This window comes from Flavobacterium sp., assembly GCF_031411595.1.
In the GTDB taxonomy this organism is placed as follows: domain Bacteria; phylum Bacteroidota; class Bacteroidia; order Flavobacteriales; family Flavobacteriaceae; genus Flavobacterium.
Genome location: NZ_JANOBI010000028.1, coordinates 44,542 through 67,469 on the forward strand (window position 1 = coordinate 44,542; position 22,928 = coordinate 67,469).

The following is a 22,928-nucleotide window of genomic DNA, read 5'->3' on the forward strand; positions in this document are numbered from 1 at the left end:
TTTATAATGCATCAAAAGTAGTCAAATAGTTCTAAAATAACAATGCAGGGTTGTTTAAAATAAGGACCGAAATTTTAGTCGATTGCGTATTTATTGTTGTGGTAAAACATTAGAATCAAGGTCACAATAATGCATGAGCCAATGCCTTCAAAAAGCAGATACACACAATAAGTACTCAATGGAGGATTCTTGCCCACTAAGAAAGTTTTTGCTAAAGTATGCACAAAAGCATCACCGCCAAGCATGTGGCTGTAAATCCATAATGCGCCAATACTCAAAACAACACCTATAAAAGCAGTCAAAAAAGCAGAAATAGCACCAGGCAGAAAATCTTTTTTTCCTTCATTAATATTCGACATAATAGTTCTATTGACACCATAAACAATAAAGAGAATATTAAATAGTCTTAAGTAAGTGACATCGGAAAACCCCAAAAAATTCATGATTAAAAAATAGGCTCCGATACCTAGAAATATTACAAATCCGTTGGTGAGTTCTTTTGGAATTTTCATGATTTTTATTTTTAAAGTTTAAACATTAAATTGATAATCAGATGTCTAGTAGAATATCAAATTTACAAAAAACAACTTTAAGTCTATAAATAATCAGTAAACATTACAAATTTTTTAGAAAAGTTATAACTGTGTTTTTATCTTTTTCTAGTTGTGCCTTCAACAAATCGATGGAAGCGAATTTTTCTTCCGAACGAATAAGTTGCAACAAACTAACCTGAATTTTTTGGTCGTATAAATCGCCATTGAAATCTAAAAAGTAAATTTCTATAGAAACAGATTCTCCGCCAACAGTAGGATTAATGCCGATATTCATCATGCCATAAACGGTTTTCCCATCGAGAATACTCAGCACAATATAAACGCCTTTTTGCGGAACGAGTTTGTAGTTTTCTTCGATTTTAAGATTGGCCGTCGGGAAACCAATGGTTCTGCCAAGCTGTTTTCCTTTTCGAATGACGCCGGTTAGGAAATAATCATAGCCTAAATATTGATTCGCTAAGTTGATATTTCCAGCATCTAATGCGCTTCGAATTTTGGTTGAACTTACAGAAACGGCTTCGATTTCTTGCGCTGAAATTTGTTCAACTTCAAAACCATATTTTTCTCCAAACTCGATTAAATCATCAATGTTGGCGGTGCGATTTCTTCCGAAACGATGGTCATGGCCTATCACAATTTTTTGAATATTCAACTGATCGACGAGTACATCTTTAACAAATTCCTCAGCGGTTAATCTTGAAAATGTTTTGTCAAACGGGTGAATAATAAGATTGTCGAGTCCGGTTTTTTGCAATAATGCGGTTCGTTCTTCAATGGTATTGAGCAGTTGAATCTCCGATTGTTCTTGCAACACCATTCTCGGATGCGGAAAAAAAGTAAGAATTAAACTTTCGCAATTGCTGGTTTTGGCATTGTGTATTAATTTTTCAATGATTTTTTGATGACCAATATGAACGCCGTCAAAAGTACCAAGGGTAACAATGGTTTTTTTGTTGGTTTGAAAGGAATTAATAGAATGAAAAATCTTCAAAGGATTGCATTTAATGCGCAAATTTAAGTTATCCGATTGACATTTTATAATTTGATTTTAGGAAGATTATAAATTTTTAAAGCTCAAAAATAATTAACAATAAAACGCTTTTACGAAGACAATATTTTTATTAAAAATTGTATATTTGAAGCCTATTAATCAATTTATCATCACAAACTATGAAAAAAGCTCTATTTTTAATATTGGTTCTTTTTGCAGTTAGTAATTCTTTTTCACAGAATGCTATCTGGAAAAAAATCACCAATAACGAGGTAAATTCTCCTATTTTGGCGCGAGATTCTCACCCTTCAGAATTTCTATTGTATTCGCTTAACCTAGAAGTTTTAAAAGCAAAATTAGCCACAGCACCTTCTAGAAATAATATTGGACAAGAATCTAGTGTTATTGTTGCTTTTCCAAATCCACAAGGTGAAATGCAAAATTTCAGAATATATGAAGCTTCTGTAATGCATCCAGAATTGGCGGCAAGACATACCGAAATTCAATCTTATGTTGGTTTGGGTGTTGAAGATAAAACCGCTATGATTCGTTTTAGCACCACTATTTTTGGTTTGCATACGATGACATTTTCGGGCGTTAATGGGACGTCTTACATCGATCCATATTCAAAGGATTTGAAGAATTATATGGTATTTAGTAAGTCTTCTTTAACGACTACTAAAATGCATCAATGTAACGTAATTGACCAAGGTATTGATTTATCAGAAGACATACCAGTAAGTGATTTGCCTTTGTTGCGCGCTAACAATAGCTTGTTTAAAACGTATCGTTTGGCTTTGGCTTGTACTATTGAGTATGCTGCATTTCATGTGGCTGCTGCAGGTGTAGGTGGTGGAACTTTAGCGCAGAAAAAAGCTGCGGTTTTGGCAGCTATGGTCGTAACAATGACAAGAGTCAATGGTTGTTTTGAAAAGGATATGGCTATCACTTTGACGTTGATTGCTAATAATGATGCCATCATCAATATCACTTCAGATACGTATGATAATAGCAATACTGCCAACATACTTTTAGATCAAAATCAAACGGCGATTGACAACACAATTGGTGATGCAAATTATGATATAGGCCACGTTGCCAGTACTGGTGGTGGAGGTGTTGCAAGTCCGCAATCACCATGTGCTCCAGGATCGAAAGCAAGAGGCGTAACAGGACTTGATTCTCCTGTTGGAGACCAATATGATATTGACTTTGTAGCGCACGAAATGGGACATCAATTTGGATGTTCTCATACATTTAATGGTGATGGAGGAAATTGCGGTGGAGGAAATAGAGTAACAGCTTCAGCATTTGAACCAGGTAGTGGCACCACTATTATGGCTTATGCGGGTATTTGTTCTCCGCAAGATGTTCAGCCTCATTCGGATGCATATTACCACGCAAGAAGTATCATACAAATGATAGCGTTTGTAAATGGAGCAGGAAATTGTGGTGTTATTCAGCCTAATGGAAATGCTGCGCCAGTTGTTAATGCCGGTTCTAATTATACAATTCCATATGGAACTCCATTTGTACTAACAGGTTCTGCTACTGATGCTGATAACGATGCGCTAACATATTGTTGGGAGCAGTATAATGCCGGAACAGTTACATCAAACGCGACGGTGACCTCTACTACTGGACCTAATTTTAGATCATTCAATCCATCTGCATCTCCAAAAAGATATTTCCCGGCGTTCTCTAACGTATTGGCCAATAATTTAGCAACTACGTGGGAAGTTGTTCCTAATGTTGCTCGTGCGATGACTTTTTCTTTGTTAGTAAGAGATAACAGAAGCCCATTAGGAGGCCAAACACAAAGAGCTACTATGATTTTAACCTATGCTAATGTTGGACCGTTTAAAGTAACTTCACAAAGCACGCCAACGGCTTGGGCTCAAAACTCATCACAAACAGTTACTTGGGATGTTGCAGGAACTGATGCCAACGGAATTAACACGACTTTAGTAAACATTAAAATGTCAACGGATGGTGGAGCAACTTTCCCTTATTTGTTAGCAGAAAATACGCCGAATGACGGAAGCGAAGTGATTACAGCACCGAATGCTGTTTCTCAAAATTGTAGAATTTTAATCGAATCTGTTGGTAATGTTTTCTATGCAGTTAACTCTAAAGCATTCAATTTAGGGTATGCGATAGTTAATACTTGTACTACGTATAATTATTCTGGAGCTGCGTTCAATTTAACAGATGGTTCGACTAGTTATACTGTAAAACAAATCAATGTGCCAACAGCAGGGACGATTAGTGATGTAAATATTACCATTAATGCGACACATCCAAACCTTCAAAACTTGGTGATGGCTGTGATCAGACCGGGCGGAACTTTGGCTACTTATTTCAATCAACAATGTACAGGGAATGCCAATATGAATGTTACTTTCGATGCTCAGGGAAGCGCGCTTACTTGTGCGAGTCCAACATCAGGAACGTACATTGCACCATCTTACGATTTGAATAACTTAAACGGATTCAGTCAGCAAGGAAACTGGCAATTTGGATTTAAAGATGTAGTTGCCGGAAATGCAGGTTCTATCAATTCTATTGCATTAGAAGTTTGTTCTCAGACATTGGTTTTATTAGCTAATAATGCTTTTGAGTTTGAAAACTTTGCTTTATATCCAAATCCGAACGACAGTAACTTTACAGTTCAGTTTAATGCTGCTGGTAAAATCGGAATCATGGTTCATGATATCAGCGGCAGAAAAATATTTGATAAAAGCTACAACAGTAACGGATTATTCAATCAAGAGTTGCACTTAGAAAATGCGCAAGCCGGTGTTTATATGGTTTCTATAACTGATGGAACTAGAAAAATGGTAAAACGTATTGTAATACAATAAGAAAAACCTTTATCAATAAAAAAAAGAGTCATTAGCAATAATGACTCTTTTTTTATGCGGTTTAAATTCTAGTTACTTTATAGAAAATCCAACATGATGAATGATTTGAGGAACTTCATCGGTTTTGAAATTTAAATCAACCTCTTTTTCATTGACCTTTTTTGACACAGTAAGTTTTCCTTGATTTATTTTATAATAACCTGTTTGTCCACGGCAAAAACAAAATCTGCCGAAAAGGAATTGAGTATTTTCTAATGCAGCGTCTGAAAAATGTAAATTTTCCGCATTGTTATCAATTTCAAAAACAACTTCTTCTCGGTAATTGGCATCTTGAATGTCGCCTTTTACGGTTCTTTTATAAGTGTATTGCACTACGCTTTTTGAAGTACTTTCTTCTAAAGTATAAAACACACTTCCGAATTCGTCTTTCTTTACGACCATGCTTTTGTTTCTTGATAATTGTATCGTGCAAGTTCCGTCTTTTGGACATTCGCTAGTTATTGCAGCTGTTGTTTGCGCTGCTGCTTTTTTGCATTTACAAGATAATACGCAAAAAAGGACGAATAATAAAGCTATTTTTTTACTCATGCGTAAATATTTTTTTTGGTATTCGTGACCCGAGCCTGAAAGGCGAACTGATGTAATAATCTTCGATTTCATTTTATTTTCCATTAAAAGTTGACATAGTATTTTCTATTCCGGCAGTTCCGAATGATTTTATGATTTCTGAAGCGAGTTCTAAACGCTCGGGAAGTTTGGCTTTTTCATCATCTCCCCAATCGCCTAAGACATAATTGACTTGTTGCCCTTTTTTGAATTCGTCGCTGATGCCAAAACGAAAACGCGTATAGTTTTGTGTATTGAGAACCAAGTTGATGTTTTTCAATCCGTTGTGACCACCGTCGCTGCCTTTGAGACGAATGCGGATGGTTCCGAAAGCCAAGTTCAAATCATCGGTAATCACCATGATATTCTCGAGTGGAATTTTTTCTTTTTCCATCCAGTATTGTACGGCTTTTCCACTCAGGTTCATGTAAGTGTTGGGTTTGAGTAATAAGAAAGTTCTTCCTTTTAATTTGTATTCTGCTAACGAACCCAATTTCACAGTTTCAAAGTCTATCGATTCTTTTCGTGCTAAGAAGTCGAGGATTTTGAATCCGATATTGTGGCGGGTATTGACATATTCTGCGCCGATATTGCCTAAGCCAACGATTAAAAACTTCTTCATAGGATCTGTAATGTCGGTTGTTTTTTTGGATGTAAATAAATTGGTCAACCATTTCATGTTGTAAATGTAGTTAATTTGAAAATGTGAAGATTTGAAAATTTGAAAATGAATGCTGTTGTTTGCAGGAATTCCCTAGCCCTGATAATTTGATATTAAGAGGAGGAAGCCCAGTGGGCTTCAGGTATTTTTTAGATGCACAACTGAAAATGGATTTGAACTTTTATACAAAAGCCCTAGCCCTGATAGATGAGGTTATCCTTTTGTGCCGTTGTTCGGCGCAAAAGATAGGAACGGATAGCAGGTTCCCGGCTCCTGAATAAAATCATGGTAAGTTGGACAGATTGCTCCGCTGCGCTCGCAATGACGTATAAAAAAAGCACCAGCCTTTCGACTGATGCTTGGGTATGAAAAAGACAGAATCTTATTTCTTTTTGGTAGGCGCTTTTGCTGCTTTCGCTGCTTCTTGAGCTGCCTTCATAGCCGCACGAGAAATTCTCACTTGAGCTACCACCGTGTTGTCAGGGTGCAACAATTTGTATTTGTCAGAAACCAATTTCGTCACATACAATTTGTTACCCATTTCTAGTGGAGAAATGTCCGCATCGATAAAATCAGGTAGGTTTTTAGGCAAAGCTTTCACTTTAAGTCTACGTTGGTTCAAACGTAAAACACCTCCTAATAAAACTCCTGGCGACACTCCTAATACTCTCACCGGAACTTCCATAGTGATTTCTTTGTCGTCAAATAATTCGAAGAAGTCAATGTGCAAAATTCTGTCTGAAACAGGGTGCACTTGAATGTCTTGTAGAATTGCATTGTACTTTTTACTACCCAATTCGATCGCAACGGTGTGTGCGTTTGGAGTGTAAACCAAGTTTTTAAATGCAATTTCTTCTGCTGAGAAATGTACTGCTTGCTTTCCTCCGTATAAAACGCAAGGAACCAATCCAGCATTACGTAAGGCTTTAGTCGCAACTTTGCCCACGCTTTCTCTTTCTGATCCTTTAATCGTAATCGATTTCATTGTAAAAATATATAGTTAATAATAAAAATTTGTTGTCGGTTGTCGGTTGTGAGTTGTCGGTTTTACCCGGTTTCTTACGTTCGACTTTTCTTGCTTCTTATCTCTTTCATCTTTCTTGGGCGTTTCCCTGCGGGTCGGGCTTTCGCACTCGCTTTTTTTTTGCTACGTAAACTTCACAAAAAAAAGAGCTCAGACAATTGCTCAATCCCTAACGCGGTTTATCCTATTTTACGTGCTCGAGTCTTTCATCTAGCAGCGAAGCGGTCTTGCGTCTTTCTTCTCTACATCAGGAATTTACCGCTGATGGAATTGTTGTGCTGTACCATGTTCATCACATCGGCAAAAAGTGGCGCACAACTAACCACTCTTATTTTTTTGGATTCCTTCTTTAATGGAATGGAATCGGTAACAATCAATTCTAACAATTTAGAATTTTCTATTTTCTCGTAGGCCTCGCCTGATAAAATGGCGTGTGTACATATCGCTCTTACACTTAGGGCTCCTTTTTCAATCATCAAATCGGCAGCTTTGGCTAATGTGCCTCCGGTGTCGATCATGTCGTCTACCAAGACTACGTTTCTGCCTCTGACTTCTCCGATGAGTTCCATTGTGTCGATGACATTGGCGGCTCTTCTTTGTTTGTAACAGATTACAACATCCGATTCTAAAAACTTAGAATACGCATAGGCTCTTTTCGATCCCCCCATATCCGGCGATGCAATCGTCAGATTTTCTAAGTTCAGGCTTTTCACGTACGGCAAAAATATGGTCGATGCGAAAAGGTGGTCTACGGGTTTTTCAAAGAATCCTTGTATCTGATCGGCGTGTAAATCCATCGTCATAATTCTCGTTGCTCCTGCAGCATCTAACAGATTCGCTACCAATTTGGCTCCAATCGGAACTCTTGGTTTGTCTTTCCTGTCTTGACGTGCCCATCCGAAATATGGAATTACAGCGGTTACGTGTCTGGCTGATGCGCGTTTTGCGGCGTCAATCATCAGTAACAATTCCATCAAATTGTCGGCACTTGGAAAAGTGGAACAAACGATGAACACTCGTAATCCTCGAATCGACTCTTCGTAAGAAGGCTGAAACTCGCCATCACTATATTTAGAGAACGTCACTTTACCCAGCTCAACGCCATAATGCGAGGCAATCTTTTCTGCCAAATATACACTTTGCGAACACGCAAATATCTTTGCTTCCGGTTCTTGGTGTGACATTGTTTTGTTGTTTTATTCCGTTGCTCTCCATACAATTCAGCCTTATCATTGATATAAAGCTTCCTGTAATAAACGCCTCGGGTGTAGTTAGTTAGTTGTGTGCTGCCTGAACAGCGGTGCAAATTTAGGAATTAAATCCAAGTAGGAAAGGAAAATTTAGAGTATTTTTTTAGAATGTCTAATATTATTTTTTACATTTGCACCGTGTTAAAGGAAAGGCATTGCTTTTCTATTGCGTTAAATCATGCAAATGATTTTTCGTCTGCTGCGCCCGGATGGCGGAATTGGTAGACGCGCTGGTCTCAAACACCTGTGGGAAACCGTACCGGTTCGACTCCGGTTCCGGGTACTTAAAAAGCTCTTCTTTATTGAGGAGCTTTTTTATTTTAGAAAAAATAGAGTAGGAGTCAAACTAATTTTAGTTTTCCGGTTCCGGGTACATAAAAACCTCTGAGAAATCAGAGGTTTTTTATTTTTTGTTAGTGATGAAAACATTTTGTCAAAACTAATATTGTAGCATCGGGAAACCTACTATTTCTTAACCATTACCTAGCAGTTAGTTCACACTGATTCTTTTACTTTGAAAAAAAAGTAATGAGCTACTTCAAATTTTCTTATTGGTATTCATTGAAAAATGTATTGGCCTTCATTAAGGAATGGCTTTTTCTTCGAGCCATGCAGTCTACCTTTCTTCATTAGTTGCCACTAAGCCAATATGGACAAAGAAATGCATGTTGATTTTTCAAAGCAACAATTTGGAGCCGATTTTAAATGGGGTGTATCTACAGCTGCATTTCAGATTGAAGGTTCTGATAATGTTGATGGGAAAGGCTTATCGATTTGGGATGTCTTTGCCGCCCGTAGAGGAAAGATTAAAAAAGGGCATCAACCCGCTGATGCTTGCGATTTTTATAACCGCTTTAAAGATGATATCGCTTTAGTCCGGGAACTCAATATTTCAAACTTTCGTTTCTCTCTGAGTTGGACAAGATTATTGCCTGAGGGTTCAGGAAGTATCAATTACAAAGGAGTTGATTATTATAACAGGGTGATCGATTTTTTGCTCGAATGCGGCATTACGCCTTGGATTACTATATATCACTGGGATTTACCTCATGCATTGGAACTTAGAGGCGGTTGGACCAATCGCGACATCGTTTCCTGGTTTTCAGATTATTCCGAAATATGTGCCATAAATTTTGGTGACAGGGTAATCAACTGGATGGTGATGAACGAACCATCAGTATTTACCGGCGCAGGATATTTTTTAGGCATGCATGCTCCTGGGAAAAAAGGACTTACCAATTACCTCAAGGCCATTCATCATTCGACTTTAGCAACAGTTGCGGGAGCTCAAGCATTGCGTGCGCAAGTTCATGAAGCCAACATCGGAACCACTTTTTCGTGTACCCATATAGAACCTATAAACCAGTATCAAAACAATGTTTTGGCAGCAAAGCGTGTAGATACGCTTTTGAACAGGACTTTTATCGAGCCAATTTTAGGTCTTGGGTACCCTCATTCGGATTTGCCGGTTCTTAAAAAAATTGAAAAACACATGCGTCCTCAAGATGAGAAAAACATGGCTTTTGATTTTGATTTTATTGGCATCCAATGTTATACGCGCGAAATCGTAAAATCGTCAATATTTGTTCCTTACATCGGTGCAAGAATTGTCAAAGCGTCGAAGAGAAAGGTGCCTTTCACAGCGATGAACTGGGAAGTATACCCGCCTTCCATTTATCAAATGATTAAGAAGTTTAATGCCTACAAAGGAATTAAAAAGCTTCTCATAACAGAAAACGGTTCAGCTTTTCCTGATGTCATTGAAAATGGGAAAGTAAATGACATTGATAGAACCACGTATCTTCAAAATCATATAGGTGAGGTTTTGAAAGCCAAGCAAGAAGGTTTTAATGTAGATGGTTATTTTGTATGGACACTGACGGATAATTTTGAATGGGCGGAGGGTTTCCATCCCAGATTTGGATTGGTTTATGTTGATTTTAATACACAACAAAGAATCATTAAACAATCCGGTTTATGGTTCAAAGAATTTCTGAAGTAACCACTTTTTGACAGCAAGAAAAATTTTATAAATCTATCTGAATGAAAATATTATACGCAGTACAAGGAACAGGTAATGGGCATTTAAGTCGAGCAATTGACATCATCCCTTGTCTTCAAAAGCATGGCGAAGTTGATATCTTAGTGAGTGGGATACAGGGCGACCTTGAATTACCATTTCCAATAAAATACCAATTTAAAGGACTCAGTTTCATTTTTGGAAAAAAAGGCGGCGTTGATTTACTAAAAACCGTTACCCGAAGCCATCCAAGGAAATTATATAAAAGCATTCAGGATTTGCCTGTAGACGACTATGATATAGTGATTAGTGATTTTGAACCTGTGTCCTCTTGGGCCTGTGTTCTAAAAAACAAGCCATGCATTGCGCTCAGTCATCAAGCAGCGGTACTTTCAAAAGCCTTCCCACAAGCAGAAGAAACCGATAAAATAGGGAAACTGATATTACAAAATTATGCACCTGCTGATTTTAAATACGGTTTCCATTTTAAAGACAATGGAGAAAACATTTATACTCCAGTAGTACGTCAGCAAGTTCGGAATCATGCCGTTACCGATACCGGACATTACACAGTCTACCTTCCTTCTTATGATGATGCGGCACTGATTGAAAAATTATCAAGGTTTCCGAAAATCAAATGGGATGTTTTTTCAAAGCATAACAAAAAGAAATTGGTATTGAATAATATTGTAATCCAACCGATAAATAATTTGCTATTTACGGCCAGTATGGCTTCATCAACGGGAGTCTTATGCGGAGCCGGATTTGAAACACCCGCTGAGGCATTATTCTTAGGAAAGAAACTTTTAGTCGTTCCAATGAAAAATCAGTATGAGCAACAGCTCAATGCCGCGGCTTTAAAAACTATGAATGTGCCGGTGATCAAAAGCCTGAAACCGAAATGGGATGCTGTAATTTCTGAATGGCTGCAAAGCGGACAACGAGTAGCGGTTAGCTATCCTGATATCACACAGGACATTATCGACAGTATTATTTCCAAGTATTCTGCCTGATTTATTCTTTTGATTGGACGACCTCGATAAGTAATGCTTTCATGTCTAGCAATGCATTGAGATCCTGATGGTCAACATCTGTACTGTCTTCGGATTCTTCCATGCAATCTGAGGCTTCATACCTAAAAATTTCCCATTCCCCATTATGATACTCAAGTGCCGTAAGGTTTTCTACCCAATCGCCCGAATTAAGGTATATTACGGAACCTTTTTCATTATCAATCTTTCTGATTTCAGGTTGGTGAATATGCCCGCAGATTACATAACTATAGCCGTTTTCAATAGCTAAATCCGCAGCAGTGTTTTCAAAATCATTGATAAATTTTACAGCATCTTTAAAGCGCGCTTTGATGCGTTTTGAGAAACTCATTTTTTCTCTTCCAAGAAGTTTGAGACACCAATTAACGAAACGGTTGATTAATATTAATGTGTCATAACCAATCGCGCCAAGTTTGGCCAGCCATTTAGAATTCTGCATGGTCACATCAAAAACATCACCGTGGAAAAGCCATGCTTTTTTACCATCCAAATTAAGTACTAATTTGTTCTGTAGTTTAAAACTACCAACATTAAGACCCGTAAATTTCCGAAGCATTTCATCATGATTACCCGTAAGATAATAAACCGGTACGTTTTCAGCAACGTATTTCATAATTTTTCGAACCACTTTCATATGCGATTGCGGCCAGTATGATTTACTGAATTGCCAGATGTCGATGATATCGCCGTTGAGGACTATGGCTTTTGGGTTGATGCTCTGCAAATAGCGAAGAAGCTCTTTGGCATGACAGCCATAAGTGCCTAAGTGCACATCGGATATAATGACAAGGTCTACATTGCGTTTTCCCATCGACAAATCTTCTAAAATAATTTTAAACTTATGGTTAAGGACATGTCATTAAATCGTCATTAAAATTGATTTTGATATTATGATGTACAATTTAAACGAAACTTTTTATGGGAAAGGGTCAATTTAGTGGATTTGTATTAGAATATTATCGATGAAATGCATGTCTTTTAGCTGAAATACTTCAGATTTGACTTTTTTGTATTTTAAACGAGTTTTGGGGTTAGTTACCGAAGCAATTTCGTTAGGCTGTGTTGTTGCCATAGATTTGTCATGTACAAACAAAGTAACACAAACGATATGAACACAACATCAAACACTACTACTTCAAACAGCATCAAAATGATGGTTGTCTTAGTAATGATGTTGGTATCAAGTGTTGGGTTTGCACAAAACACAATTGAAGTTCCTGCCACGGTTGCATCAACAACTACAACAGTAGAGTCTAACGCTTCAATGAATATGGTTTCTTGGTTTATGGGAACAAAACAAAACACCAACGAAAACATCACAAAAGAATCAACTTCAAAAAAACAAATGATGACATCAGGAATTGCTCCAAACAGATTGTTGATCAAAACGTTTTTGAAAAAAGCGTCACAATACGCTTCCAACATCGCATAGTTTTATTTTAACATAGTTAGGTTAACTCAAGAAATGCCTCCTTCGTCAAGGGAGGTTTTTTTTTACAATGAGTTTCGCAAGATTAACGAACATTCGTTTTCGATTTGCTCTTTCTTTCCTTCTAAAATCATTTTTGCAATAATCTCGCCCATGATTTCAAATTTTGTAGATATGGTGGTGATGCCGTTTTCAACTACTTTTTTAAGCGGTGTGTCATTGTAGGAAATAATGCCAAAATCAGTTCCCAGTTTTAAATTTTGAAGCTTCGATTTTTCGATGACACTTACCAAATCACGGTCGTTAGGAATGATATACACTTCTTTATTGTTGATTTCACGATTGTTGAATTCTGTAATGATTTCATATTCAAAATCGAAATCTTGACAGAAACACAGAAAGCCTTCTTTCATACCTAAAGGTTCTCTAAAACCAGGAAAGATTAAGATTAATTTTTTATAGTTATTGAGCTTGACTTTGGCTTTTGTCAATGCGTCATACATGTCTTTGATGAAATTTTGATATACTGCCGGGTATGATTTTAAATCGATATTCGTTTGGTCGAGGATAAAAACTTCATTAACCGGTAGGGTTTTTATCATGGCCACAGCTTCTTTTAAATTGGTGGGCATGATAATGTATCGCGTATAATTTCCGTTACTTTCCTGAATCAATTTTTGGAACATTGCGCCATTAAAATGATGAAAAAAAATGTCAACCTGAATGTCAGCACCAAGGTGTTTTAAAATCGAATTGTATAAATCTTCCTTGAAAATATTGAGTTCATCAAACAATAAAAAAACCCGATGCTTCATAGTGATTTCAAGGCTTTTCACATAATAACCTTTCCCTAAAATGGCGTAAATAATGCCTCTTTTTTTGAGTTCATCATAAGCCAAAAGAACCGTGTCTCGAGATAAAGCAAACTCCAAACAGACTTTATTAATCGACGGTAATCTTTCGTCTTTACTCAACTTTCCTTCTGAAATCGCCTTTTCAACAGACACAACAATCTGTTTGTATTTTGGAATGCCAAGATTGTTTTGAATCGAAATTATTTTCATGAATTGTTTTTTTACAAAGATATAAAAACCGGTAGGTACTGGTATGTTTTAGCGAATATATATTTTACATTTGAATTTTACATTTGATAAAAAACCCATGGAAATAAAACGAATTCCTCATTTTGAAGTAATGATTTCTAAGAAGTTATTTGGTAAAATGCCAAATGGCAAAGCTGTGTTCAGTTATGAATTGAAGAATAAAAACGGAATGGAAGTGCACATCATCAACTATGGAGCAACCATTACAGCCATTAAAGTTCCTTCGAAAACAGGAAAACTAATTGATGTTGTTTTGGGTTTCGACACTTTAGAACAATACATACAATCCTTCGATTTACCATCACCACCATATTTTGGAGCCACTGTCGGAAGGTTTGCCGGAAGAATTAACAACGGTTCTTTTAATTTGAATGATATAACTTTTCAACTCAATCAAAACAACAACAATAACGCATTGCATGGTGGGAAAAAAGGTTTTAGTCAAGTAGTTTGGAAGGCCGAAGATACCGAGATCGACGAAGGTTCATCAATCACATTTTCCCATTTGAGCCCTAACAATGAGGAATGTTTTCCCGGAAATTTAAAGGTTGAACTAACCTATACATTAACCGATAACAACGAAATTATCCTAGATTATAAAGCCGTTTCAGATGAAGACACCATCATCAATCTAACACATCACAGCTATTTCAACCTCGACGGACAGCATGCTGATATCAAAAATCAGGATTTGTTTGTCAATGCCAACCTCATTTTAGATACGACGTATGACAATATTCCAACTGGTCGGTTTGTTAATTTGAAAGACCACAAATACAATTTCAATCCATTCAAAAAATGCCCTACCTTTATAGACAATACGTTTGTTCTGTCGGAGAATGCAAACCCTGCTGCATCATTATTTAGCCCAACGAATGAAATAAAAATGGAAGTTTTTACGGATCAACCGGCCGTACATATATATGTTGGAGGCGATTGCTTCAATACCATAAAAGGCAAAGAAAGGACCAATTACCATGCAATGAGCGGTATCTGTTTTGAAACGCAAAACTTTCCCGATGCTCCAAATCATATACATTTTCCGAACGCGATTTTAAAAAAAGGAGAAACCTATATGCAGCATACCATTTATAAATTTGAAACGAATCATGATGAAAAAGATATTTAATATATTGAGTATTTCAATTTTGGCTCTGTTGTTTTCGTGTTCAAAAAGCGATGATGCGGCATCAATTGAAACAATGGCAAGACCAACAAAACCGCTTGCTGTAAAAAGTTTGATTAAAGCAGCCGATGTGTCCTTTCTGCCTTTAATTGAAAGTGAAGGAACGGTTTATAAATACAACAACCAACCTCAAGACGCCTTGCTTACCCTAAAAAATGCAGGTTGCAATACCGTTAGAATCCGCCTTTGGAAAAACCCTTCAGATGACCATAGCGGATTAACAGAAGTAAAAAATTTGGCCATCAGAGCCAGACAAATGGGTATGAAAGTTTGGCTTTCCGTGCATTATTCCGATACTTGGGCCGATCCCGGAAATCAAACCAAACCAGCGGAATGGACGAATTTGAGTTTTGTCGATTTAAAAACCGCTGTTCAAACCTATACCGCCACAGTGCTGAGTGAAATCCATCCCGATATTTACCAAGTAGGGAACGAAACCAACGACGGATTCTTATTCCCACAAGGGAAGTTGTCTACGAATGAAGCTCAGTATTTACAGTTGGTTCAAGCAGCGATCACAGTCATCAGAACCCAGTCGCCTAGAACAAAAATCATGTTGCATTACGCCGGAATTTCAGGCGCCACTTGGTTTTTCTCAAAAGTGCACAACATGGATTATGATTATATTGGGTTGTCGTATTACCCGGTTTGGCATGGTCAAGATTTGAATTTGCTACAAACAACAATGAATAGCTTAAGCCAAATACACAATAAAAAAGTACTGATTGCCGAAACAGCCTATCCATTTACTTTAGGTTGGAACGATTGGACCAACAATATTGTAGGACTTAGCAACCAATTAATACCGGCATATCCGGCGACAAATGGTGGTCAAAAAAACTTTTTATTAGCCATCAAATCGATGTTGCTAACTTCTCCAAATGGTATTGGATTTTCCTATTGGGGAGGCGAATGGGTGGCTTTCCGAGGAACACAAGCTACCAATGGTTCATCATTTGAAAACCAGGCTTTGTGGGATTTTAACGTTAATGCATTGCCGGTAATGGATGCTTTTAATTAAAATGAAGATGAAAAATATTGGATTATTTCTGCTATTGCTTTTTCCATTGATGAATCATGGGCAAAATGCAAAACCTGATTTCGCCAAAGGAGCCGACGTTGGTTGGTTGCCACAAATGGAGGCAACTGGTTACAAATTTTATGATACCGACGGCAGTCAAAAAGATTGTTTGCAATTGCTCAAAGATAGAGGTATGAATACCATCCGATTGCGCCTATTCGTAAACCCATCGAATGACAAAGCCAGCGGTCATTGCAGTAAAGATGAGACTGTTTCCATGGCAGTTCGTGCTCAAAAAATGGGGATGCGTATCATGATCGATTTTCACTACAGCGATTCGTGGGCCGATCCTGCCAAACAATTCAAACCCGCTGCTTGGGAAAAACATGCTTTTCCGGAATTATTAAATGATGTTTATAACCATACTTTCGATGTTTTGAATGCACTGAAAAATGCGGGTGTAACTCCGGAATGGGTTCAAATCGGAAATGAAATTCCCGGAGGCATGATGTGGCCCGATGGAAGTACAAAAAACTGGAAACAACTCGGACAATTATTAAACAAAGGCTACGACGCTACGAAAGCAGTAAATCCAAAGATCAAAGTCATCGTGCACGTTGATGAAGGAAACAACAACGCCAAATTCAGAACGTTCTTCGACAATGCGACCGAACAAAAAGTAAAATATGATGTCATCGGTCTGTCGTATTACCCGTATTGGATAAAAAAAGATTACACCGAAACGATTGCCGATTTGCAATTTAATCTGAATGACATGTCGAAACGATACCACAAAGAAGTCATGGTCGTTGAAGTTGGCGGCGAAGATCATCTGGTTCAAAATACATTCGATATGCTCAAGGCAACCATCAAGGCCGTAAAAGAGGTTCCGAATCAAAAAGGTTTGGGCGTGATTTACTGGGAACCAGAAGGCGAAAAAAGTTGGAGTCAATACAGCTTAAGCGCATGGCAATCCGACGGCAAGCCATCACCTGCTTTAGATGCGTTTAAAAATTAATATCAAAATGCAACACCTTTCAATCCTATTATTAATGGTTATTTCCCTTTTCGCTTTTGAAAACGGGCAAGCACAATCAAGAACGAAAACAAATTTCGGAGCCGATTGGGAATTCCACAAAGAAGGCGAGACTAATTGGGAAAAAGTGACGATTCCTCATACGGCTAATGTTGAGAATTTAGTCGTGGTCAAACAATTTCAAGGTGTTTCGTATTATCAAAAGAAATTCAAAGTAGCGACTTCAAAAGACAGCAAAGTGTTTCTTTATTTTGAAGGCGTCATGTCGGAAGCTGAGGTATTCATCAACAATAAAAAAGCAACATATCACATAGGCGGTTACTTGCCTTTCACGGTAGATGTTACGCCGTATCTTAATCAAGATTCGGATAATTTGGTAACGCTTAAAGTGACCAATGTTGACAATCCTGAAATTCCACCGGGCAAAGCCATCAAGGATTTGGACTTCAATTATTATGGCGGTATTTATCGCAATGTTTATCTGATTACAACCAATAAAGTATATATTACGGATGCCGTCAATGCAAATCATAAAGCAAGTGGCGGTGTTTTTGTGAATTTCAATTCGGTATCAAAAAACAGGGCTGAAGGTATCATCAAAGTGCATTTGAAAAACGAATCTTCGAGCACAGAAAGAGTCTATTTAAAATATACATTGACTTCCAAATCAGGACGTAAGTTTGCATTGGAATCGAAAAAATTCTCTATCAGTGATTATCATGACCGTGATTTTGAAGTCACACAACACGTCAGCATCGGCAACCCACAATTATGGTCGATTGATGAACCGAATTTATACCAATTGGATATTGAAGTCATTTCAAAAGATAAAACCATCGATACGTATTCTGACAAAATAGGTATTCGAAAATCCGAAATCAGAATCAACGGTTATTTTCTGAATGATGAAAAAATCTACATCAACGGCACCAACCGCCATCAAGAATATCCCTATTTAGGTTACGCGATTTCCGATGAAGCACAATACCGCGACGCTGTAAAAATCAAAAATGCAGGTTTCGATTTCGTGCGTTTGTCGCATTATCCGCAAGCTGAAGCGTTTTTGAGAGCTTGTGATGAACTCGGAATTTTGGTCATGAACAGTTTACCGGGTTGGCAGTTTTTCGGTAACGCGGCTTTCGAGGAAAATTCATTTCAAAACCTGCGCGATATGATCAGACGCGACCGAAATCATCCGAGCATTATTTTTTGGGAGAATTCTTTGAATGAAACCGCCATGTCTGAAAGTTTCATGAAAAAAGCCAATGTCATTTTGAATGAAGAAATTCCATTTTCAAATAAAATCAGCGCGAGTTGGATTGACAACGACAATTACGACATCTACATTCCCGCAAGACAACACGGGAAAGCGCCGGATTATTGGACGAATTACAACAAAGACAATCGAAAAATATTCATAGCCGAATATGGCGATTGGGAATATTATGCCCAAAATGCCGGTTTCAATCAAAAGGATTTTGCCAATCTCAAAGAAGACGAACGAACGTCACGACAACTCCGAGCGTTTGGTGAAAAGCGATTATTGCAACAAGCATTTAATTTTCAAGAAGCTTCAAACTCAAACCGAAAAGGAAGCAATACACTAGGTGAAGCGAATTGGCTCATGTTCGATTACAACCGCGGTTACAGCCCTGATATTGAAAGTTCAGGAATCAGCGATATTTTCAGAATTCCAAAATTTGCGTATTATTTTTACCAAAGTCAACGCAATCCAAATGTAGTTTTAGACAGCAGATTATTCTCCGGACCCATGGTGAATATCGCCAACAACTGGACGGAAAATTCACCACTTGAAGTTCGCGTTTACAGCAATTGCGAGGAAGTCGCTTTATATCTGAACGATGTTTTAATTGCCAAACAAAATCCATTGATTAACCAAAACAGCAATCGATTGAAACACGCTCCGTTTGTATTTCAAATCGAAAAATACCAAGCCGGAACTTTGCGTGCCGAAGGTTTTATTGATGGAAAAAAAGTAACCGAAAACATTGTGAAGTCACCGACAAAAGCTACTAAAATAGAACTATCGTATGATTTGTCAAACATTCCAATCAATAAAAATAATCCCGATGTTGTTTTTGTGTATGCTAAAATCACAGATGAGAATGGCACTGTAATTCCTGATGCCACAGATGACGTAACCTTTAGTTTAGAAGGAGAAAATGCAAAACTTATAGGTCAAAACCCTATAAAATCTGAAGCTGGAATTGCTACTATACTTTTAAGAACCGACTCATTTAAAAAGCCACTAATCATAAAGGCTGCTTCAGAAAATCTAAAATCTGATGAAATTGAAATCAAAGAATGAAACAGAATTTACAAAATGTTTTAAACCAATGCATTAAAACCATATGAAAAAAGAGTATATACTGCTATTGGTTATTGTTGTTTTTGCATCTTGTAAAACAAAACCCGATTTCACCAAAGACAACCTATATCCACCACCAGATATTGTAATCCCTTATCATTCTGATTGGACAAAAAATCATTATCCCGAGAAAATAAAAGAATTTGAGGCAAATCCTCTTTCGTTTGGCGATATTGTTTTTATTGGAAATAGCATTACAGAATTCGGAGGTGATTGGGGAAAACGATTCAACAATCCAAAAATTAAAAACAGAGGAATTTCCGGCGACGTTACCGAAGGTGTTTTGAATAGATTGGGTGAAATATATTATTACAAACCAACTGCTGTATTTTTAAAAATCGGGATAAACGATTTATTCAATGAAAGCCTGTCTTCAGAATATGTTGGAAATAACATAGTCAAAATAGTCAAAAACATCAAAAAATACTCGCCAAAAACAGCAGTGTATGCTCAAACGATTTTACCCACTTCAAATGAAAAAATGATTACAAAAATTCAAGCAACCAATGCCATTTTAAAAAACAATTCTAAAAAATATGGTTATACTTTGATTGATCTTCACTCGGCATTTGCAGATAAAAACGATTTAATGATAAAAGATTATACCGTTGACGGAGTGCATCTGAGCGAAGCAGGTTATACCGTTTGGGTCGACTTTATTAAGGCTTATTTAACTGATAAAAAGGAATAATGAAGAAAAAATTAGTGCAAAGCGTCAAAGAACATTTCGTTCAATGGTTTGACAACGAACCCGAATTTGTTTTTCTTTCTCCGGGAAGAATCAACATCATCGGCGAACACGTTGATTATAATGATGGTTATGTATTACCGGCGGCCATCAACAAATATATTGGCTTTGCAATTTCGAAAAATGAAACATCAGCTTGTACCATTTTTGCGCAGGATTTAAACCAATCACATAAGTTTGATTTGAACGATACATTGAAACCCATTGATAAAATGTGGATGAATTATATCCTTGGTGTTTTACAACAATTGAAAGAAAAAGGCTTTGCAATGCAAGGCTTTAATATGGTTTTTAGCAGCACGATTCCAATGGGAGCAGGACTTTCGTCATCAGCAGCGCTCGAATGTGGAATTGGTTTCGCGATGAATAACATGTTCGATTTGGCATTAACCAAAATAGAAATTGCGCTCATCGGACAAAAATCAGAACATACTTTCGCCGGTGTCAATTGTGGTATCATGGACCAATTTGCTTCGGTTTTCGGAAAGAAAAATCACGTCATCAAACTCGATTGCAATACTTTGGAATACGAATATCACCAAGCGGATTTCAAAAAATATTCACTACTTTTATTAGACAGTAATGTCAAACACACGCATTTAACGTCAGGGTATAATACCAGGCGAGAAGAAGTAGAACAAGGTTTGGCAACGATTCAACAACATTTTCCTGAAGTAAAAACATTTAGAAATTGTACTGAAAATATGGTTTTGGAATTGAAAGAAAAACTCGGTGAAACCATTTTCAAACGCTGTCATTTTGTAGTCAAAGAAATCCAACGCGTGCAAGATGCAGTTGATGCTTTAGAGCAATCCGATTTTAAAACGCTAGGGCAATTGATGTCAGCAACACATCGCGGTTTATCTAAAGAATATGAAGTAAGTTGTGACGAATTGGACTTTTTAGTCGATGCCGTTCAACATGAAAATTCGGTTTTAGGAGCCAGAATGATGGGTGGAGGATTCGGCGGTTGTTCGATTAATTTGGTTGAAAAAGGCACTGAAGAGGAACTCATCAACCGCATTTCGAAACAGTATCAAAACCAATTTGGAATCGAATTGAAAGCCTACAAAGTCAAGATTTCAAAAGGCACAACTGTATATAAAAATTAAATCATGCAAAACTTTCACGCCAACGAGCATCCGCACCGCCGCTACAATCCGTTGCTAGACGAATGGATTTTAGTGTCGCCACACCGCGCCAAAAGACCGTGGCAAGGACAAAAGGAAGTGGTGCCCGAAGACAACCGACCGGAGCATGACAAGGATTGCTATTTATGCGCCGGAAACATCAGAGCAAATGGTATTCAGAATGATCATTATACGGATTGCTTTGTATTTGAAAATGATTTCTCAGCTTTATTGAAAGAGGAAGTTTTGTTCGAAAATAAATCCAATGCATTATTCCAATTGAAACCCGAAAGAGGTATCAATAAAGTGATTTGCTTTTCACCAAAACACAACGTTACATTACCGGAAATGGAAGTGGCTTCGATTGAAAAAGTAGTGCAAGCTTGGCAGGAACAATACATAGAATTGGGCAGTCATGACTTTATCAACTATGTTCAGATTTTCGAAAACAAAGGCAGTGTGATGGGTTGCAGTAATCCGCATCCGCACGGACAAATCTGGGCGCAATCGTCTTTGCCGACGCAAGTCGAGAAAACGCAAAAAAGCCTCGAAGTCTATTACAAAAAACACAAAACCAGTTTGCTCAAAGATTATTTGGAACAAGAATTAAAACTTCAAGAACGCATCGTAACCGAAAACCAACATTTCGCAGTGCTAGTTCCATTTTGGGCCATTTGGCCTTACGAAACATTAATTGTCAGCAAAAGACATTTTGGAAATATCATCGCAATGACTAACGAAGAAAGAACTGCTTTTGCGGAAATTATAAAAGCCATTACCGTCAAATACGACAATCTTTTTGAAACTTCATTCCCCTATTCGTCAGGAATTCATCAAGCACCAACCGATAGAATTTCACATCCGGAATGGCACTTTCACATGCACTTTTATCCACCATTATTGCGAAGCGCTACCGTAAAGAAATTTATGGTGGGCTACGAAATGCTAGGCGAAGCACAACGCGACATTTCACCGGAGCAAAGCGCCAAAATTTTACGGGAACTACCAAATACACATTATAAAACCAAAACCACATAATATGCAATCACTCGCTACCCAAGATTATATCGTTTTCTTACTTTATTTCGTCATCATTGTCGGCTACGCTTTCTGGATTTACAATCGAAAAAAGAAAGCCCAAACGACGAGCAATGATTACTTTTTAGCCGAAGGATCGCTTACCTGGTGGGCGATTGGTGCCTCATTGATTGCGAGTAATATTAGTGCCGAGCAGTTTATCGGAATGAGTGGCAGCGGTTTCAAAATGGGTTTGGCGATTGCTACATATGAATGGATGGCGGCGGCAACATTGATTATCGTGGCGGTTTTTTTCATGCCGGTGTATTTGAAAAACAAAATTTTCACGATGCCGCAATACCTACACAAACGCTACAACAGCAATGTCGCGATGATTATGGCGGTGTTTTGGTTGTTGTTGTATGTGCTCGTAAACTTGACTTCAATTCTATATTTGGGTGCTTTAGCAATCAGCAGTATTTCGGGATTGAACATCACATTATGCATGATTTTTCTAGCCTTTTTTGCCGTGATGATTACCCTTGGTGGCATGAAAGTGATTGGATATACTGATGTAATACAGGTAGCTGTTTTAATCATTGGTGGTTTGGCAACTATTTATTTAGCACTTCAGATTGTTGATGAAAGAATCAATGGTGTTGCAAGCGGAAGTGTTATTGACGGCTTTAAAACTTTATTAGGCCAGGCTCCGGAACATTTTCATATGATCTTACCCAAACCTGCTGTAACTACGGCTACTATTGATATGCCGGTGAACCTGGATATTCAGAAGTATGTTGTGTTGCCGGGTATTGCCATGTACTTTGCAGGTCAGTGGATTGTAAAC

The 22,928-nt window shown here is 37.6% G+C and carries 20 protein-coding genes and 1 tRNA gene; 13 read left to right on the plus strand and 8 right to left on the minus strand.

The features are described from left to right. Positions 1-74: 74 nt before the first annotated feature. Positions 75-512 carry a hypothetical protein gene (locus RMO03_RS06345; protein ID WP_309641255.1) on the minus strand — a complete coding sequence of 146 codons (438 nt, stop codon included), beginning with the start codon at positions 510-512 and terminating at the stop codon, positions 75-77. A 103-nt stretch (positions 513-615) separates the two neighbouring features. Next, complete coding sequence (locus tag RMO03_RS06350) at positions 616-1,545, minus strand: bifunctional riboflavin kinase/FAD synthetase (RefSeq protein ID WP_309641256.1); 930 nt, start codon at positions 1,543-1,545, stop codon at positions 616-618. A gap of 179 nt (positions 1,546-1,724) precedes the next feature. Here RMO03_RS06350 and RMO03_RS06355 point away from each other — a divergent pair, with 179 nt between their 5' ends. Then, positions 1,725-4,409, plus strand: a complete 2,685-nt coding sequence (locus tag RMO03_RS06355; RefSeq protein WP_309641257.1) for a reprolysin-like metallopeptidase — start codon at positions 1,725-1,727, stop codon at positions 4,407-4,409. 72 nt (positions 4,410-4,481) lie between these two features. Here RMO03_RS06355 and RMO03_RS06360 read toward each other — a convergent pair whose 3' ends face one another. The 4 genes from RMO03_RS06360 to RMO03_RS06375 form a co-directional block, all read right to left on the minus strand. After that, a complete protein-coding gene (locus RMO03_RS06360; protein ID WP_309641258.1) occupies positions 4,482-5,069 on the minus strand; it encodes a hypothetical protein in 588 nt (195 codons plus the stop codon). Between the two features lies 1 nt (position 5,070). Next, complete coding sequence (gene pth, locus RMO03_RS06365) at positions 5,071-5,694, minus strand: aminoacyl-tRNA hydrolase (protein ID WP_309641259.1); 624 nt, start codon at positions 5,692-5,694, stop codon at positions 5,071-5,073. 364 nt (positions 5,695-6,058) lie between these two features. Continuing rightward, a complete protein-coding gene (locus RMO03_RS06370; protein WP_309641260.1) occupies positions 6,059-6,661 on the minus strand; it encodes a 50S ribosomal protein L25/general stress protein Ctc in 603 nt (200 codons plus the stop codon). Positions 6,662-6,942: 281 nt separating this feature from the next. Further along, on the minus strand, positions 6,943-7,884 hold the full coding sequence (locus RMO03_RS06375) for a ribose-phosphate pyrophosphokinase (RefSeq protein ID WP_309641261.1): 942 nt from the start codon (positions 7,882-7,884) through the stop codon (positions 6,943-6,945). Positions 7,885-8,153: 269 nt separating this feature from the next. Here RMO03_RS06375 and RMO03_RS06380 point away from each other — a divergent pair. The 3 genes from RMO03_RS06380 to RMO03_RS06390 all read left to right on the plus strand — a co-directional run bounded on the left by RMO03_RS06380 (position 8,154) and on the right by RMO03_RS06390 (position 10,983). Continuing rightward, positions 8,154-8,233: transfer RNA gene (locus RMO03_RS06380), tRNA-Leu, on the plus strand. Between the two features lie 366 nt (positions 8,234-8,599). Then, positions 8,600-9,952, plus strand: coding sequence for a GH1 family beta-glucosidase (locus tag RMO03_RS06385; protein WP_309641262.1), 1,353 nt, complete (start codon positions 8,600-8,602; stop codon positions 9,950-9,952). A gap of 41 nt (positions 9,953-9,993) precedes the next feature. Next, positions 9,994-10,983 (plus strand): glycosyltransferase family protein, encoded by a 990-nt coding sequence (locus RMO03_RS06390; protein ID WP_309641263.1) that lies wholly within the window; start codon positions 9,994-9,996, stop codon positions 10,981-10,983. Between the two features lies 1 nt (position 10,984). On the opposite strand, the gene RMO03_RS06395 is transcribed toward RMO03_RS06390, so the two are convergent. After that, the gene (locus tag RMO03_RS06395) at positions 10,985-11,833 is read right to left on the minus strand and encodes a UDP-2,3-diacylglucosamine diphosphatase (protein ID WP_309641264.1); all 849 of its coding nucleotides are present in this window, start codon (positions 11,831-11,833) and stop codon (positions 10,985-10,987) included. A gap of 297 nt (positions 11,834-12,130) precedes the next feature. On the opposite strand from RMO03_RS06395, the gene RMO03_RS06400 reads away from it, so the two are divergent. Beyond that, on the plus strand, positions 12,131-12,454 hold the full coding sequence (locus tag RMO03_RS06400) for a hypothetical protein (RefSeq protein ID WP_309641265.1): 324 nt from the start codon (positions 12,131-12,133) through the stop codon (positions 12,452-12,454). 62 nt (positions 12,455-12,516) lie between these two features. Here RMO03_RS06400 and RMO03_RS06405 read toward each other — a convergent pair whose 3' ends face one another. Beyond that, positions 12,517-13,515 (minus strand): GntR family transcriptional regulator, encoded by a 999-nt coding sequence (locus RMO03_RS06405; protein ID WP_309641266.1) that lies wholly within the window; start codon positions 13,513-13,515, stop codon positions 12,517-12,519. A 97-nt stretch (positions 13,516-13,612) separates the two neighbouring features. Here RMO03_RS06405 and RMO03_RS06410 point away from each other — a divergent pair, with 97 nt between their 5' ends. From RMO03_RS06410 to RMO03_RS06445, 8 genes are all read left to right on the plus strand, one after another. Then, entirely contained in the window at positions 13,613-14,683 is a 1,071-nt protein-coding gene (locus RMO03_RS06410; protein WP_309641267.1) for an aldose epimerase family protein, read from the plus strand. After that, the gene (locus RMO03_RS06415; protein WP_309641268.1) at positions 14,667-15,761 is read left to right on the plus strand and encodes a glycosyl hydrolase 53 family protein; all 1,095 of its coding nucleotides are present in this window, start codon (positions 14,667-14,669) and stop codon (positions 15,759-15,761) included. Before RMO03_RS06410 ends, RMO03_RS06415 begins: the two co-directional genes overlap by 17 nt. 7 nt (positions 15,762-15,768) lie before the next feature. Continuing rightward, on the plus strand, positions 15,769-16,779 hold the full coding sequence (locus RMO03_RS06420; RefSeq protein ID WP_309641269.1) for a glycosyl hydrolase 53 family protein: 1,011 nt from the start codon (positions 15,769-15,771) through the stop codon (positions 16,777-16,779). A gap of 7 nt (positions 16,780-16,786) precedes the next feature. After that, complete coding sequence (locus tag RMO03_RS06425) at positions 16,787-19,126, plus strand: glycoside hydrolase family 2 TIM barrel-domain containing protein (protein ID WP_309641270.1); 2,340 nt, start codon at positions 16,787-16,789, stop codon at positions 19,124-19,126. Between the two features lie 43 nt (positions 19,127-19,169). After that, positions 19,170-19,877, plus strand: coding sequence for a GDSL-type esterase/lipase family protein (locus RMO03_RS06430; protein WP_309641271.1), 708 nt, complete (start codon positions 19,170-19,172; stop codon positions 19,875-19,877). Next, a complete protein-coding gene (galK, locus tag RMO03_RS06435; protein WP_309641272.1) occupies positions 19,877-21,046 on the plus strand; it encodes a galactokinase in 1,170 nt (389 codons plus the stop codon). The genes RMO03_RS06430 and galK overlap by 1 nt, the downstream gene beginning before the upstream one ends. 3 nt (positions 21,047-21,049) lie before the next feature. Next, entirely contained in the window at positions 21,050-22,102 is a 1,053-nt protein-coding gene (locus tag RMO03_RS06440) for a UDP-glucose--hexose-1-phosphate uridylyltransferase (RefSeq protein WP_309641273.1), read from the plus strand. Between the two features lies 1 nt (position 22,103). Further along, positions 22,104-22,928: sodium:solute symporter family transporter (locus tag RMO03_RS06445; RefSeq protein ID WP_409024909.1), on the plus strand; the 825-nt coding region annotated here is incomplete at its 3' end.